The 16,099-nt window shown below is 62.4% G+C and carries 11 protein-coding genes; 9 read left to right on the top strand and 2 right to left on the bottom strand.

Annotated features, from left to right (window positions below; all coding sequences use genetic code 11):
* Window positions 1–61 precede the first annotated feature (61 nt).
* Complete coding sequence (locus tag J3474_RS08380) at window positions 62–856, top strand: SDR family NAD(P)-dependent oxidoreductase (protein ID WP_207093778.1); 795 nt, start codon at window positions 62–64, stop codon at window positions 854–856.
* A gap of 82 nt (window positions 857–938) precedes the next feature.
* On the opposite strand, the gene J3474_RS08375 is transcribed toward J3474_RS08380, so the two are convergent.
* Window positions 939–2,414, bottom strand: coding sequence for an NAD(P)/FAD-dependent oxidoreductase (locus tag J3474_RS08375; protein ID WP_207093777.1), 1,476 nt, complete (start codon window positions 2,412–2,414; stop codon window positions 939–941).
* Between the two features lie 221 nt (window positions 2,415–2,635).
* On the opposite strand from J3474_RS08375, the gene J3474_RS08370 reads away from it, so the two are divergent.
* Together J3474_RS08370 and J3474_RS08365 are read left to right on the top strand one after the other, a co-directional pair.
* Window positions 2,636–3,799, top strand: coding sequence for an LLM class flavin-dependent oxidoreductase (locus J3474_RS08370; RefSeq protein ID WP_013836566.1), 1,164 nt, complete (start codon window positions 2,636–2,638; stop codon window positions 3,797–3,799).
* A gap of 74 nt (window positions 3,800–3,873) precedes the next feature.
* On the top strand, window positions 3,874–4,956 hold the full coding sequence (locus J3474_RS08365) for a helix-turn-helix transcriptional regulator (RefSeq protein WP_207093776.1): 1,083 nt from the start codon (window positions 3,874–3,876) through the stop codon (window positions 4,954–4,956).
* Between the two features lie 16 nt (window positions 4,957–4,972).
* On the opposite strand, the gene J3474_RS08360 is transcribed toward J3474_RS08365, so the two are convergent.
* Window positions 4,973–5,743, bottom strand: coding sequence for an SDR family NAD(P)-dependent oxidoreductase (locus J3474_RS08360; protein WP_013836568.1), 771 nt, complete (start codon window positions 5,741–5,743; stop codon window positions 4,973–4,975).
* A gap of 267 nt (window positions 5,744–6,010) precedes the next feature.
* On the opposite strand from J3474_RS08360, the gene J3474_RS08355 reads away from it, so the two are divergent.
* The 6 genes from J3474_RS08355 (at window position 6,011) to J3474_RS08330 (ending at window position 16,090) form a co-directional block, all read left to right on the top strand.
* Complete coding sequence (locus J3474_RS08355; protein ID WP_207093775.1) at window positions 6,011–8,176, top strand: NAD(P)/FAD-dependent oxidoreductase; 2,166 nt, start codon at window positions 6,011–6,013, stop codon at window positions 8,174–8,176.
* A 151-nt stretch (window positions 8,177–8,327) separates the two neighbouring features.
* Complete coding sequence (locus tag J3474_RS08350) at window positions 8,328–8,801, top strand: Lrp/AsnC family transcriptional regulator (protein ID WP_041558258.1); 474 nt, start codon at window positions 8,328–8,330, stop codon at window positions 8,799–8,801.
* Window positions 8,802–8,805: 4 nt separating this feature from the next.
* Window positions 8,806–9,285 carry an Lrp/AsnC family transcriptional regulator gene (locus tag J3474_RS08345; protein ID WP_041558260.1) on the top strand — a complete coding sequence of 160 codons (480 nt, stop codon included), beginning with the start codon at window positions 8,806–8,808 and terminating at the stop codon, window positions 9,283–9,285.
* A gap of 613 nt (window positions 9,286–9,898) precedes the next feature.
* Window positions 9,899–10,678, top strand: a complete 780-nt coding sequence (locus J3474_RS08340; RefSeq protein ID WP_207093774.1) for a GntR family transcriptional regulator — start codon at window positions 9,899–9,901, stop codon at window positions 10,676–10,678.
* Between the two features lie 734 nt (window positions 10,679–11,412).
* Window positions 11,413–14,691, top strand: coding sequence for a TonB-dependent receptor domain-containing protein (locus tag J3474_RS08335; RefSeq protein ID WP_242528274.1), 3,279 nt, complete (start codon window positions 11,413–11,415; stop codon window positions 14,689–14,691).
* A gap of 25 nt (window positions 14,692–14,716) precedes the next feature.
* Window positions 14,717–16,090 carry an amidohydrolase gene (locus J3474_RS08330; protein WP_242528273.1) on the top strand — a complete coding sequence of 458 codons (1,374 nt, stop codon included), beginning with the start codon at window positions 14,717–14,719 and terminating at the stop codon, window positions 16,088–16,090.
* Window positions 16,091–16,099: the final 9 nt, after the last annotated feature.

The following is a 16,099-nucleotide window of genomic DNA, read 5'->3' as shown; positions in this document are numbered from 1 at the left end:
CACTTCCTGACGGAAAAAGACAACAAGCAGGACTACCTGCGAAAAGTGAAAGGCATTCAACATGACGAACAATCGCCCCCCTGATCTGGCCCCTGCTCTGGGAAGCCCGCAGTCGTCGGTGGTCATCACCGGCGGCGCCTCGGGCATTGGCCTTGCCTCTGCCCGTGCGCTTGCTGCGGTCGGCCGCCCGGTCGCCATCTGGGACATCAACGAGGAAGCGCTGGAGCGTGCCGCCGCGCAGATCCGCGACGAGACCGGAACCCGGTGCCACGTGGAATGCGTCGACATGCGCCGCACCGACGACTTCGCGAGCGCGCTCGATCGCTGCCGTGCCGCACTGCCACCGCTGGGCGGCCTCGTTCACTGCGCGGGTATCGTCGATACCGGTTCACTTGAAGGTATAACAATCGACAACTGGCAGGCCGGGATCGACATCCACTTGCGCGCGCTCGCCTTCATGACACAGGCGATGGTGGGCGACCTTGCCGGCAATCCCGGCTCGGCGATCGTCGCCATCACCTCGATCAATGCCACGCTGGGCAATGCGGTCAATCCGATCTATTCGGCGGCGAAAGGCGGCATGCTCTCGCTGGTGCGTTCACTGGCCGACAGGCTCGCGCGCGACGGCATCCGGATCAACTCGGTCTCGCCAGGACAGATCCTGACGCCGATGATGCGCCCGGCAGTCGACAACCTCGAAAAGGGCTACTTCGAGCGCCGCATCCTGCTGGAACGGCTGGGCGATCCAGAGGAAATCGGCCGGGTCGTGCGTTTCCTCCTGTCGGACGAGGCAAGCTACATCACCGCGGCCGAACTCGTGGTCGACGGCGGCAACATCTCCTCCCAGCGCGGATAGGAAAAAGGGGCCGGACAAATCGCATATCCGGCCCCTTACCCGAGCAGGGGGCGCCGTTTGCACGGCGCCGATAGGTCCCCACTCAGGCTGAGAGAGCGTAATCCTCGAACTTGGGCGCGACCATCGCATCGGCGAAGTCCTGGTAGCCCCAAGGCCAACTCGAAGGCACACCGGTCGCATCGAGGTACCAGCTCGAGCAGCCCGATCCGAAGATCGTCGTCTTGGCTGCGGCAATGCGCCGCTCCTCATAATCGGCGTGAGCTTCGGCCTTCGGTGCGATATAGCGCGCCTCGCCATTGCGCAGGCGGTCCATGAGCTGGTCGATGTACCCCCACTGCCGCTCGGCAATGTCGATCAGCGAGAAGTTGCCGACCGGCCCCGTCGGTCCATTGAGCATGAAGAAGTTCGGGAAGCCGGGAATGGCCACGGCATAGTAGGCGCTGGGACGGACCGCCCAGAAGTCGTCGAGCGTGCGCCCGCCCTGCCCGGTCACTCCGGCCGGACGGATGAAGCGGTCCGCACGGAAGCCGGTAGCAAGCACGAGCGTATCGAGTTCGTGAAAGGTGCCGTCCTTCATGCGCACGCCCTTGGGTTCGACGCGTTCGATGCCGCCGGTTTCGACGTAAACGGACGGGTTCTGCACTTCCTCGTAATAGCACCATGAATAGATCAGGCGCTTGCACGCCGCGCGATAATCGGGCCGCAGTTTCTCGCGCAGATCCGGATCGCGGACCGACTTCTCCAGGTTCTCGCGGCACAGATCCTCGATCGCGGTCATTTCCGGGCCGTCGACTTCGGTGATCCCCTTGGTGAAGCGCAGCACCGCGCCGATATATTCGTCGCTGTAGCGGATCGCATCGATCAACTTGGGATCGGCGCGAAATGCCGCGCGCTGCTCGTCGGTGAACTCGAACTGCTCGACCGGCAGGATCCACTGTGGGCTGCGCTGGAAATGAACGAGGCGTTCGACGCGCTTGTTGATCGCGGTGACGATCTGGATGCCGGTCGAGCCGCAGCCGATCAGGCCGACGCGGGCGCCATCGATCGGCGCATCGTCATCCCAGCGGGCGGTGTGAAAGACAGGACCTTCGAAGCTGTCGAGTCCCTCGATCTGCGGAATGTTGGGGTGATGCAGCACGCCCGACGCGGCGACCACGGCGTCGGCGACGTAAGTTTCGCCTGAAGCCAAGGTGACGGTCCACAGACAGCTGTCCTCGCTCCAATCGACAGAAGTCACCTCGCAGCCGAAGCGGATATTGCGGCGAATGCCGTATTTATCGGTGACCATTTCGAAATAGGACTGGATTTCCGGCCCGCCAGCGAAGTTGGCCTTCCAGTCGGGATAGGGTTCGAAGGAATAGGTGTAGGCATGCGAGGGCACGTCGCAGGTCAGCCCCGGATAGCGGTTTTCGCGCCAGGTTCCGCCGATGCGCTCGGCCTTCTCGAAAACGACGAATTCCTCGCCCCGCTCACGCAGCTTGATCGCGGCCAGGATGCCGGCCATGCCGGCGCCGATGATCGCGGTCTTCACGCTTCGCTTGCCATTCGTTGCAGTCATAAATCCTCGTCCCGGAAACGTTGCTCTTGGACTGTTTTCTACATCGAGGAAGAAAGCTCCGCATAACCCATTCGAGCTAAGAGAAGGTGCAGAACAAGACCGCGCCGAGACAACGCGATTCATAACCTGATTGGGTTATGCGTGCAGCTCGGCGACCCGTTAGCCTGTCTCCCGGCAACCAGAACAAAGGCCCATTTTACGGGGCGGGAGAGAAGCGACAGATGAAATTCTCGATCATTTACGAAGCCCAGATGGTGGACACCAGCCGCGAGAACGAGCAGGCGGTGTTTCTCCAGATCGTCGAGCAGGCCAAGCTGGCCGAGGAAAAGGGGTTCGACTGCATCTGGTGCGTCGAGCACACCGCGCTCACCCAGTATGCCCACATGTCCGCGCCCGAGACGGTGCTGGCCTTCATCGCCGGCGCGACCAGTCGCATCCATGTCGGCCACGGCGTCGTCTGCCTGCCGCCCGCGATGAACCACCCGGTCAAGGTCGCCGAGCGCATAGCCACGCTCGACATCCTCTCGCAGGGCCGCCTCCACTTCGGCGTCGGCAAGGGCGGCACGCAGCAGGAAGCGGGCACCTTCGGCTATGACCTCGCCGACCTCCAGCCGATGATCGACGAGTCCATGTACCTGATACCCAAGATCATGGTGCAGGACGAAATCGAGCACGACGGCGAATACATCAAGATTCCCAAGCGCCCGATCCATCCCAAGCCCTATCAGGACCCGCATCCGCCGATGTACATGGCCTGCACCCGCGAGAACACGCTGGTGGCGGCCGGTTCCCGCGGCATCGGCGCGCTCGTGCTCGGCTTCTCCGGTCCCGACGAGATCGCCAAGAAGAACGCGATCTACCGCGAGGCGTTCCGGAACCGCAAGGCCGAGGACCAGGTCGGCTTCCGTCCGACCGAGCACCTGGCCGCGCTCTGCGCCGCAACCGTGCTCGACGACCGCGAGGAAGCCCGCAAGATCGGCCTGCGCGGCCAACGATTCTTCGCCGAGTCGATTGCCTATTGGTATCAGGGCGGCCCCAAGCCGACCGTCGATGACCAGCTCAGCGGCGACGAGCAGGCCGCCATCCTCGAACAGGAAAAGCAGCAGACCGTTGCCTATCTCTCCGAAGAAGCAATCCCGGTCGGCGACGAGCACCTGTCGAACTACACCATCGCGCAGGACGCCTACGGCACCCCCGACGACTGTATCCGCTACGTTCAACGCCTGATCGACGCCGGCGCCGATGAGATCCTCTTCATCTTCCAGATGGGCGGCATCCCGCACGACAAGATCATGGAGACCATCACCAACATCGGCGACAAGGTCATCCCGCATTTCCGCGCGCAGGCCGAAGTAAAGGCCAAGGCCCTCGCCGAAGTCGGCTGAAGCCCGGCACAGCATTCCGGAAAGGGGCGTGGGGGACTGGTCCCCGCGCCCCTTCTCGCGTTATGGATCGCGGCATGAAGGACGAAGCGCTCGCCCTCTCGAACCTGCTTGCCGCGCTTTATGGCGGGATCGATGACGAACGCCCGTGGCAGGCCTTTCTCAAGGCGCTGGCCGAGTGGATGGAAGCGACTTACGCGACGCTGATCATCACCACGCCGGGCAACGAAATGCCCGCCACTTTCATCACGCCTGGCGCGGACCCGCAGCGCAGTGAAGACTACATTCGAACCTATTTCGCGCAGGACCCGTTCCGGGGCCTCCCCGAAGGTGAGGTCATGACCTATCGCGGCTTCCTTGCCGGATTGCCCGAGGAAACCTACGAAACCTTCAGCGGATACATGCGCGAAGCGCACAGCGCGCAGGTGATCGGCGTTGACCTGCGCTTTCCCCGCGGCTTCGAAGCACGCTTTCGCGTCACCCGCATCGAAACAGAGCCGGAGTTCCGTCCCGACGATATAGCGAAGATGCAGGGGCTCGTGCCGCATCTGCGCCTTGCTATCGCCCTGTTCGAGAAACTCCAGTTTGCCGGCGCACAGCACGGCGCTTTCCACTCGGCAGCGCAAGGCATGGGCATAGGGCTGGTCGTCCTCGACCGCGACCGCCACGTCGTGAGCAGGAACCCGCTGGCAGAGCAACTTCTGGACGAGGGCGAAGGCGTTCACCTTTCCGGCCAGTGGCTGACATTCGACAATGCCGCCGATGCCCGGCGTATCGATACGATGCTGACGGAAAACTACAGCGACGGACCGACCCGCTTTCGCATCGAAAGACCCGTCAACGGCGATCTCATGGCGACGGCGCGGCCGATCGACGTCCCGGCCGTCGGCTCGGGCAGCGGCGCGCTGGCGCTCCTCCTTTCGCAACCCGGTCACGAGGAACTGCCATCACCCCAGGTCCTGCGCGAACTCTTCGGCCTGACCCCCGCCGAAGCGCGGCTCGCCTCGACAATCGCGGGCGGGGAATCGCTGGTGAACGCGGCGCACTCGCTTGGCATCGCGCACAACACTGCAAAAGTGCAGCTGCGCTCGGTCTTCGCCAAGACCGGAGTGAGGCGCCAGGCGCAGCTCGTCACGCTCATCGCTCACCTTTCCGGATAAGCGGCCAGGCCACAGATCAGCGGTAAAACGCACCGCCGTTCACATGGATCACCTGACCGTTCACCCAGCGCCCGTCCTCCGAAAGCAACAGCGCCACCATCGCGGCGATGTCCTCGACTTTGCCCAGGCGCGTTGAATGGACGCCTTGAAGGCAATGCGCGATCCACGGCTCCGGCACTTGTCCGCCCGCGATCATTTCCGGCGTCATCACGAAACCCGGCGCGACCGCATTGGCCGTTATCCCTTCCTTGCCCCAACGGCTGGCGACATGGCGTACAAGGGCATTGAGCGCGCTTTTCGACATGGCGTAGGAGGGGCGCTCCGGCTCCCCAGCGTCGCCGGCATCGGACGAGGTATAGACAATGGCCCCGCCCCCGGACTTGCGCAGTGCGGGCAATGCCTGGCGCGTGCACAGCAGATGCCCGCGCAAATTCACCGCGATCGTGCGGTCGAACACGCCAAGGTCGACATCCAACGCGTCGCTGTCGGCAAATATCGTGCGCAGATCAGCCGCGTTGACATGCACGCCGTCGAGCCTGCCCAATCCGCCCATCGCGCCTGCGAATGCCTCGCGGACCGATGCTTCCTCGGCAATGTCAACATGCACCGCGAAGGCCTCACGGCCCTCCGCGACCATTTCCTCGGCCACCGCCGCAGCGGCATCGAGGTTGATATCGGCCGCACAGACCCGCGCGCCCTCAAGGCACAGGCGCCTCACCGTAGCGGCTCCGATACCCGTGCCCGCGCCTACAACGACAATGGCTTTGCCTTCAAGCCTTTCCTTCATGGACAATCTCTCCTCACCAAGCAGCCCCGGCCGTGCCGGGGCGCGTCGAATGCGCGGATAATTGAGCGTAGACCAATCCGATACGCAATACGCGATTTCTTGTATGCGATCACATTACTGGTCATTTTGCGTGATTAGTAAGCTTATTTATTGCGTTTTGGTGATCGCACCGATACCACCTTCAACAAAGCGGGCCGTGACGAACGGATCGCGGCGAGGAGAGGGCGTACCGGCAAGGCCAGCCCACGAGAGGCGGAGCACCAGTTAATGTCATCCAATCAGTTTCCCTATCTGCTGTCGGAAGGTCGTATCGGCGCAATGACGCTGCGCAACCGCATCGCGGTGACCGCCATGGGCGTCAGTCTGTCCGAGGCGGATGGCACCGTAGGCGAGCGACTGATCGCCTACCACGAGGAGCAGGCGAAGGGCGGGGCGGGCCTCATCATTTCCGGCGTAACCGGGGTCGGTTGGCCTACGGGCGGGGTTTCAGTCAACCAGACGGCGATCTCGGATGACCGCTTCGTGCCCGGCCTCACCGAACTGACGCGCCGCGTCCACGCGCACGGCGCAAAGATCGCCGCGCAGCTCCATCACGGCGGCCTTGTCGCAGCCTATTCCGCCTTTGCCCATGGCGAGCAGCTCTGGGCCCCGGCCTACCCGCCCGCCCCGAAGGCCAATTTCACCGACTACTTCCTGATGGAGGAACGCGCCGGGATGCAGGGGCTGCCAGTCCCGCAGGTCAAAGTCCTGGAGAAGGCCGACATCGACCTCGTCGTCCGCCAGTTCGCGGATGGTGCACGGCGCGCGAAGCAGGCCGGATTCGACGGCGTGGAAATCCATGGCGGCCACGGCTACCTGCTCTCCTCGTTCGTCTCGCCCTATACGAACAACCGCACCGACGAATATGGCGGCGGCCTCGAAAACCGCGCTCGTCTCGCGCTCGACGTCCTGCGTGCGGTGCGCGCCGAAGTCGGGCCGGACTTCCCGGTCTGGATGAAGATCGACTCGCGCGAAATCGGCAAGCAAAACGCAATCACCATCGAGCTTGCACAGCAATTCGCGCAAATTGTCGAGGAGGCCGGTGCCGACGCAATTACCGTCACTGCTTATCACAATACCGACCTGGGCAAGCTTCATTCGGAATCGCACACGCCGCACATCGAGGGCTGGAACCTGGATGCGGTCGCGAGGATCAAGTCGGTCGTCTCGATCCCGGTAATCGGCTCAGGCCGCATCGAGCCCGAAGTCGCCGACAAGGCGATCGGCAAGAACGAACTCGACATCGTCGCCATGGGCCGCAAGCTGCTGGCCGATCCGCACCTGCCCGCAAAGCTGACGCGCGGCGCACCCGACGAAGTGCGCCCGTGCATCTATTGCTATACCTGCATCTCGGCGATCTACATGGGCGACATGGTACGCTGCGCCGTCAACCCGCAGCTCGGCCGCGAGTACCAGGGTGAGCCGGCTCCCGCTAAATCCGCTCGTCACATCGCCGTCGTGGGCGGCGGCCCCGGCGGCATGGAAGCGGCACGCCGCCTTGCTGCACTCGGCCACAAGGTCACGCTGATCGAGAAGTCGGATCGCCTCGGCGGCACGCTGCGCTTCGCCTCGCTGGCCTATGAGCCGAACGAGCGGCTGCTCAACTGGCTGCGCCGACAGGTCACCGAGGCGGGCGTGGAAATCAGGCTTTCGACCGTTGCGTCCCCTGAACTGCTGCGCGGGATGGGCGTCGATACCGTTCTCGTTGCGACAGGCGCAGTGCGCGACATGCCGCCGCTTCCCGGCAATGACCTCGACCACGTCTATTCGGGCGACGACATGCGCAACCTGATGCTGGGCGAGACCACCTCGGAGTTGAAGCGCAAGACCTCCCTTTTCTCGCGCATGGCAACGAAGATCGGCGCCGCGACCGGCGCAACGGCAAACCTTTCGCTGGTGCGCAAGGCCACCCACGCATGGATGCCGCTGGCCGACGACATCGCAATCGTCGGCGGCGAACTGGTCGGCCTCGAACTGGCCGAATTCCTGATGGAGCGCGGCCGCAAGGTCCACGTGATCGACGAAGCGCCGCGGATGGGCAAGGGCCTGATGCTGGTGCGCCGCATGCGCATTCTGGCGGAACTCGCCGAACACGGCGTGGGTCTTCATTCCGGGGTTTCCGAGATAGCGATCCGCAAGGACAGCGTGACATTCACCGACGCCGAAGGCCACGCGCAGTCGGTGCGCGCCGGCAACGTCATCGTCGCGCGCGGCGCACATGGCGATACGTCACTTGCCGAAGCACTCGAGACGGCGGGGATGAAAGTCCACGTCTTCGGCGATGCCACGGGTGTCACTTACATTGAAGGCGCCATGCGCGGCGCAGCCGACGCAGTCGCCCAATTGAGCAGCGGACTCCGCTTGGAAGAGCATCGCGAGATGCAGCATGGATGATCGCCCCGGAACCGCGAAACGCGTCAAGGGCAAGGATATTCCCGGGCAAACACCGACCGGAGAACAGAAAAAAGCGCGTGTCGCGATTGACGAAGGAGGCACCTTGCGCAAAGCATCCGGGCGTAAAGCAATTAGGGCAATTTCGGGCGACATGAACCAGTCGATCAGTTTCGATGCGACCGATCACGCGATCGTCGAGCAACTCCGCCTCAACGGACGGGCCAACAATCAGCAGATTGCCGAGGCCCTGGGCCTGACCGCGACGACCGTCTCCACCCGCATCAAGCGGATGGAGGATGCAAACCAGTTGCGCGTCGTCGGCGTGTCCGACTTCGCGGCCCATGGCTTCAACGTGCTCATGAAGATCGCGATCGAGATCGACGGCCGCCCCGCTTCGGAAGTCGCCAAGGATTTGTCGAACCTGCCCGAGATCTTCGCGGTACACCTCGTGACCGGCCGCTACGACATTGACGTTCTGGTAGCGCTGCACGACTTTGCGGACCTCAACGGGTTCCTTTTCGATAATCTTGCCAATGTCCGCGGAATCCGATCGATGACACCTGCCGTTGTTGTCGATGTCGTCAAGTACCAGTTTGAAGTCGCTCCAATCGAAGGAGAGCGCTGAGCCCATGTCCGACTTTATGCTCGACCAGCTCGATCAGGACCTGATCCGCCTTCTGGCGCACGACGCGCGGGTATCGAACCGCCGCCTTGCGACCGAACTTGGCGTCACCGAAGGAACTGTTCGCGGCCGCATCAAGCGCCTTCAGCAGGATGGCCTCCTCGCCTTCACGGCAATCACGGGATATGAGATCGCCCGCAAGTCGCGCCTCGCCTTTATCAATGTCCAGGCAGAGGTAGACCGCGTTCGTGAAGTGGCGCAGGCCATTTCCGAACTGCCCCTGATCAATGCGGTGCTGCTGACCATGGGACAGTTCAACATCACCGCGATGTGCCTGTTCGAAGAACTCGATATGCTGGTGGAGACCGCGTCTGACCAGATACTCTCCATCAAGGGGGTCCACCATGTGGAGACTTCGATCGCAGTCAAGACGGTGAAGTACAATGCCCGCATGGCAAAGATCACGAAGCCTAGCGAACCAGACTGAAGACTATCCCCTCACGATGATCCAACTCGCCTCAAGGGGTCCTGCCCCTAGATTGGCGTCGAAAGTCAAGCCGCTTCCCGAATGGGACCGTTGGCTCGCTCTATGCAATTAGCCGTCTCGATGCATCACACCGACGTGTCCATATCGCTGCTGCCCTCCAACGTGATCGGCCCGGCCAGCGCATGGACACGAGCTTGCAGAGGTCGCCGCGCAGCGCGCCGGGTCTGCGCCCTCGGCGGGGGTACAACGCATCAGTCCTGGATGAGGTGACGGGCTGACACCCGCCAGCGAGGCCGATGGTTGCCGGTGTGATCCCGCACCATACGGACCGCCTGCTCACGACCTTTTGGTCTAAACTTGTTGGTCGATATACTTGCCGTGACGCTTCCTTTCATGAAGAGTGTCCCCCGGCACTACCGAGTCAATTCGCCACCCCTTCGCGACAATCCCATGCATAAAACGTCAACGATTAACACCAATGATCGTAGATTATTTTTCTTGCATTCTGATCGCGATTCAGTGCAAAAAGACGTACGATGCATTCGCCGATGATTTTGAGAGTGAAGCGTCGGGACCTGAGGATGGCGATATACCAGGAAGGTAGTTTTGGATCATGAAGCAGAGCAACGACTTGTCAAACAAAGGCCGCGTTGCCACTTCACCTCGTCGCCGGGCTCGCAAAGCCGAGGCCGCGCCAAATCTGGGCGCGGGTGTCGCGGCGCATGGCGTCGATGTCGAGCAGCACATCTATCAGACGGTGTTTGACAGCGTGCTCAACCAGCGGCTGGTGCCCGGGACCAAGCTACCCGAACCGGCACTGTGTGAGCTCTTCAAGGTTTCGCGCGCGGTGATCCGCAAGGTGCTGCAGCGGCTGGAGCACGACCGCATCGTCGAACTGCGTCCCAACAAGGGCGCCGTCATCGCAGCGCCTACGCCGGAGGAAACGCGGCAGATCTTCGAAGCGCGCCGCGCGCTAGAGGTCTCCATCGTCGAGATCGCGGCGCGGCGCCGCACCGCACAAGACCTGGCCGATCTGCGCCAACTGCTGGCGAGCGAACACGAGCTAACGCAAAACCCCTACCAGCCCACCTGGGCCGCCTGCGCGCGCGAATTCCATCTGCGGATCGCGGCGGTCGCGGACAACCCGATCCTCACCGCCTACCTCACCGAACTGATGACGCGCTGTTCGCTGATCGTTGCGCTGTATCAGCCACTTGGCAACACTGCATGCGAACATGCGGAGCATGGCCGCATCGTCGACTACATGGAGAAAGGCGACGTCGCCTCGGCACGTGCCGAGATGGGCCGCCATCTGCGAGCACTGGAGGACAATATCAGCCTCGACCGCAGCGGCTCGACACAGACCCTCGCGCAGATGTTGAACCTGGGATGAGCACTTAACCCAATCCTCGGCACGGCCACCCACATCGCTTTCAAGGCAATCGGCGCCGATCTACACTATAAGCTGGTCGAGAGACTCATCGCGCCTTTAGCATCCTAGGTTCGAGAGAATTCGTCGTCCAAATGGACTTCGAAATGCTTGCCTCACAAATACATGACGGCGGCACGACACTGCCGCTCGGCCTTAGGAAGAGGCGCGAAAGCCGCGATCGACCGGGCACCACATGGTGTTCTCGAGACCAGGCATCTCTGACGGCCCAGCCCCACCGGCAGTCCGTCACCTATAATGCGCGGCCTCGTCAAAGCTCGTCAATCGAACCGTAGAATGACGCCCTCGCCCGATCCGGTCATGGCCCGACCCCATCCCTAACTACGCTTCACCGCACACCAGATGCCTGGAGCACTGCCGTGAGCCGCCGCAGATCACGGCCAACCCAACCTGCAACGTGGAGATATATCGTCAACGATATAACTTTCAGATCGTTCCGACCCGACGATCAGTGATTGGATCCGGAAAGGTTGCGCCAAGCTGAAGCCCAGCCAAGCCGTAGAAAGTAATGTTCTCGAAAATATCATAGATCGTCGACGATTTAATGTTGGATCATCGACGAAGTTGCGATTATGACATGATTCGCAACAAGCGATCAGGTCGCCGGGTGTCGGCAGGGCAACAGTCCGCCGCACCACCTCCGGTCGCAATTTCGATCAATCATGAGGGTAACGATCATGCGTATTGCGAAGCTGGCTGCCGGTCTTTCTCTGAGTGCGATGGGGATCGCGCTCATCGTTCCCAGCGCGATACATGCCCAGGTGATCACTGGCGCCATCAACGGCCGCCTGACCGATCCGGAGGGCAATCCCCTGGGGGACGTATCGGTCGCTATCGTCCACGTCCCGTCGGGCACAACGACCACCGCCACTACCAGCGACGACGGCGTCTATGCCGTGCGCAACCTGCGCCCGGGTGGCCCGTATCGGATCACTGCGACCTCGCTTGATTTCGGCAGCAAGTCAGTGGACGTTGCCGCGATCAACACCGGCGATGCCTTCCAGGCGAACTTCTCAATGGGCGAGGTGAACGAGATCGTGGTAAGCGGCTCCTCGTTCGGAGGCGGCGATCTCAAAACCGGGCCCAGCTCGAACTTCTCGGCGCAGAAGATCGAGGCCGCGCCATCGATCAGCCGCGACCTCAAGGATCTGGCACGGATGAACCCGTTCGTCGCAGTCGACCCATCAAACAGCGATGCGCTGGTCTGTGGCGGCGCGAACAACCGCACCAACTCGCTCACCATCGACGGTGTGCGTCAGAACGACGACTTCGGCCTCCAGGCCAACGGCTATCCCACCCAGCGCTCACCGATCTCGATCGACGTGATCGAGACGCTGGGTGTCGAACTGGCGCCGTATGACGTGAACTACGGCGCGTTCGGCGGCTGCACGCTCAACGCCACGACCAAGTCGGGCGGCAACAGCTTCCACGGTCAAGTCTTCTATGAATATACCGGCGATGCGCTGCAGGGCAGCTCGTTCGGCTACACCGATTTCCAGGAGGGGTCTCGCCAGAACCGTCGCCTGACCGGCAAGTTCACCGAGAAGACTTTCGGCGCCACGCTAACGGGACCGATCATCAGGGACACCTTGTTCTTCACGCTGAACTACGAGAAATTCAGCCGCTCCGAACCCTCACTGGTCGGCCCCACCGGCTCAGACTTCGCCAATCAGGTGCCCGGCGTCAGCGTCGAGCAGGCCAACGAGGTGCGCCAGATCCTGAAGGACCGGTACGGCTACGATCCGCTCGGCTACGAGGCTACCAAGCTGCCCGTGCGGGACGAAAAGTTCTTCGGCAAGCTGGACTGGAACATCGCGCCGGGCCACCGCGCCACGGTATCCTACCAAGAGACCAAGGGCTCCTCGGTCTCGGCCATCGGCAACACGCTCACGGGTTCGAGCACGTCGCTTGGCCTGCTGTCGCAATTGGTGGAACGGCAGAACAACCTGCAGGTATACAAGGCGCAGGTCTTCTCCGACTGGACCGACAATTTCAGCACCGAGTTCAGCGCATCCTACAAGAAGATGGACAACCCCGGCCATCCCTTGGCGGGTAACGATTTCGCGCAGTTCCGCGTCTATCTCAACGGTACCACCACGGGACCGAGCATCTATGCCGGCACCAACGCCTCTTATCAGGCCAACGAGCTGACCACCTATCTTCAGCAATACCGCGCCAAGGCAACGTATACCGCCGGATCGCATCGCATCACCGCCGGCTACGAGCGCGAAATGCTGAAGATCTGGGACCTTTTCGTCCAGAACGCGAACGGTTCCTACGTCTTCAATTCATTGGACGATCTGCGGGCGGGCAATGCATCGTCGGTCAGCTACGCCAATGCGGCAAGCAACCAGAAGGCAGATGCAGGGTTCAACCTGCGTACCACCACCAATACGATCTACCTACAGGACGAGTGGGCGGTGCTTCCCGAACTGACGGTCAAGGCAGGCCTGCGCTACGACTTCTTCGAGCAGTCCGACCGCCCCGACGAGAACCCGCTGGTGATGGCGCGCTACGGCATCTCCAACACCGAGAACCTCGACGGCAAGCACCTGCTGCAACCACGCTTCGGCTTCAACTGGAAACCCGATCCGACACTGACCGTCTATGGTGGCATCGGCCTGTTCGGCGGTGGCTCGCCGACGGTATGGACGGCCAACACTTACTACAACACCGGGCAGATGCTGGGTAACGTCACATGCACCCGCAACGACACGGCCAGCGCGGCGTGCCTCGCCAGCCTTAATAACGTCGACGGCTTCAACGTTAATCCGGCGCTGCAGCAGGCCAATTCCGCCAGCGCTGCGCTCGGGCAAGGGCTGATCAACGCTCTCGACAAGGACTTCAAGCCGCAGTCGACGTGGAAGATGTCGATAGGCGCGCAGAAGGAATTCGATCTGGGCGCCTTCGGCAACGGCTGGCGCATAGCCGGCGAATTCATTCACTCCGAAGTGCAGAACGCGGTCGCGTGGAAGGAACTTTATGCCGACGCCAATCAGGGACCGCCCGCACCGGACGGCCGCCCGACGTTCCTGCCTGGGCGTGAGAACCGCAACGACATCCTCGTGACCAATACCAAGAAGGGATATGGCAACCAGGTCGGCCTGGCGCTTGCCAAGAACTGGCGGGAAGGCCCGCTCGCCGGACTGGAGGCGATGTTCTCGCATACCTACATCCGTTCGAAGGACATCAACCCCGGCATTACTACCGTGGCCTCCTCAAACTACAGCGGCGTGGCGACCTCCGATCCGAACGATCCGGCGCTGGCCACCTCGAACTACGAGTTCCGCCACCTGTCCAAGCTGTCGATCAGCTATTCGCATGCCTTCTTCGGCGACAACCGCACGCGACTGACGCTGTTCGGTCAGCGCCGCTCGGGCCAGGTATTCAGCTATACCTTCGACGTAGGCGCCAATGCCAACATGGCCGCCGACATGCTGGTTGGCGAGAACGGCGCACTGGCCACCCGCAACCGCCAGCTGCTTTACGTACCGCAGACGGTGGGCGGCCAGGTGACCGCGGGCAGCGATCCGATCGTAACCTATGGCGCCGGCTTCGACCTGCAGGCGTTCAATGCCTTCCTCAAGAACAACGGCCTGCTCAAGTACGCGGGCAAGATCACTCCGCGCAATGCCTTCAAGGCGCCGGCGATCACCACCATCGACATGCGCATCAGCCAGGAAATCCCCGGGTTCTTCCCCGAAGGGGCGAAGGCGGAGATCTACCTCGACGTCGAGAATCTGGGCAATCTCATCAACAAGAAGTGGGGCGTGTTGCAGCAGATCCCGTCGCCCTATGTCTCGGCCAACGTCGTGGCACGCAATTGCCAGATCGCCGGAGCCTGTGCGACGCAGGGCAACTTCTATCAGTACGACAGCTTCGTCGGCCGGGCGGCGACCAGCTTCAACACGCAGTCGGTGTGGCAGATGAAGATCGGCGCACGGTTCAAGTTCTGAGAATTTGAGGTAAGGGACCAGGATGATGGACAGAACCGAAATGCAGCTTTCTCGCCGAGGCATACTCGCTACCGCACTGGTCGCCGGTGCAGCCGGTGCCGCCGGAGTCACCTCGCCCGCCTTCGCGGCGGCGAATAAGGGCCCGCACGCAGCGGTGCACGGCGCTAGCTTCCTGCTGCGCAACGTGCTGCTGGAAACCGGCTACAAGCGCGAAGGCGCCGACGTCGTCGGCACCGATACAGACAAGGCCTCGCTGCTGGTGCAGGATGGGAGGATCGCCGCGATCCTCCCGGCCGACGCACCCGCCCCGGCCGGGACCGCGGTGCTTGACGGCGCGGGAATGCTCCTGCTGCCCTCGTTTCGCGACATGCACATTCATCTGGACAAGACTTTCTACGGCGGTCCCTGGGTTCCCCCGCGCAAGCGCACCGGCGGCATCCGCGGCCAGATCGTGCTGGAGCAGACGCTGCTACCGCAGATGCTTCCCACGCTGGAGGAGCGCGCCGGAAAGCTCGTCGACTTGTTGCAGTCCAACGGCACGACCTTCGCGCGCAGCCATTGCAACGTCGATCCGGTGGTCGGCACCAAGCATGTCGAATTGCTCAAGCATGCGCTAGACCAGCGCGCAGACGGCTTCGGGCACGAGATCGTCGCCTTCCCGCAGCACGGCTTCGTCAGTGCTAACCTGATCCCGACGATGCGCGCCGCAATGGCCGCTGGCGCGACGCACGTAGGCGGGATCGATCCCACCACGCTTGACGGCGGCATGGAAAAGTCGGTCGATGCGATGATGCAGATTGCGCTCGACATGAACAAGAGCGTGGACATCCACTTGCACGAGCCCGGTGCCAGCGGCATCGCAGCGATCCGCCGCATCGCCGATACCGTGGAGCGCGAACCTTCGCTGCGCGGCAAGGTGACGATCAGCCACGCCTTCTCGTTGATGTCGATCCCCGCGTCTGAGATGGAGGAACTGGCTACGCGCCTGGCTTCCCTGGATATGTCGGTCGCCTCGACGCTGCCTTTCGGAGGAAAGGTAATGCCGATCCCGATCCTGCTCGACAAGGGCGTCAATGTGTACACCGGCACTGACAGCGTCGAAGATCACTGGTCGGTGTTCGGCAGCGGCGATGTGCTGGAAAAAGCCAAGCTCGCATGTGAACTGTACCGCTGGAGCGATGAGTTCGGCATCTCCCAGTCGCTCAAGATCGCCACCGGCGGCCCCACCCCGCTTGATGCGACGGGTAGACAGGCTTGGCCCAAAGCGGGAGATGCGGCCGACATGGTGCTAGTCCCTGCAAGTTGCTCGGCGGAAGCGGTGGCTCGCCTCGCACCGCGCAAGGCCGTGTTCCATGCAGGTAACCTGGTCGCCGGAACACTGGACGCCAAAACGGCCTGACCTACCGTC

Source organism: Novosphingobium sp. PY1, from assembly GCF_017312445.1.
In the GTDB taxonomy this organism is placed as follows: domain Bacteria; phylum Pseudomonadota; class Alphaproteobacteria; order Sphingomonadales; family Sphingomonadaceae; genus Novosphingobium.
The sequence above is the reverse complement of the archived record's forward strand: the minus strand, read 5'-3'. Positions and strand labels throughout refer to the sequence as shown.

Bases quoted from the DNA above. Each gene is read 5' to 3' on its own strand.
- J3474_RS08380 (WP_207093778.1), top strand. From the start codon at position 62: ATGACGAACAATCGCCCCCCTGATCTGGCCCCTGCTCTGGGAAGCCCG.
- J3474_RS08375 (WP_207093777.1), bottom strand. From the start codon at position 2,414: ATGACTGCAACGAATGGCAAGCGAAGCGTGAAGACCGCGATCATCGGC.
- J3474_RS08370 (WP_013836566.1), top strand. From the start codon at position 2,636: ATGAAATTCTCGATCATTTACGAAGCCCAGATGGTGGACACCAGCCGC.
- J3474_RS08365 (WP_207093776.1), top strand. From the start codon at position 3,874: ATGAAGGACGAAGCGCTCGCCCTCTCGAACCTGCTTGCCGCGCTTTAT.
- J3474_RS08360 (WP_013836568.1), bottom strand. From the start codon at position 5,743: ATGAAGGAAAGGCTTGAAGGCAAAGCCATTGTCGTTGTAGGCGCGGGC.
- J3474_RS08355 (WP_207093775.1), top strand. From the start codon at position 6,011: ATGTCATCCAATCAGTTTCCCTATCTGCTGTCGGAAGGTCGTATCGGC.
- J3474_RS08350 (WP_041558258.1), top strand. From the start codon at position 8,328: ATGAACCAGTCGATCAGTTTCGATGCGACCGATCACGCGATCGTCGAG.
- J3474_RS08345 (WP_041558260.1), top strand. From the start codon at position 8,806: ATGTCCGACTTTATGCTCGACCAGCTCGATCAGGACCTGATCCGCCTT.
- J3474_RS08340 (WP_207093774.1), top strand. From the start codon at position 9,899: ATGAAGCAGAGCAACGACTTGTCAAACAAAGGCCGCGTTGCCACTTCA.
- J3474_RS08335 (WP_242528274.1), top strand. From the start codon at position 11,413: ATGCGTATTGCGAAGCTGGCTGCCGGTCTTTCTCTGAGTGCGATGGGG.
- J3474_RS08330 (WP_242528273.1), top strand. From the start codon at position 14,717: ATGGACAGAACCGAAATGCAGCTTTCTCGCCGAGGCATACTCGCTACC.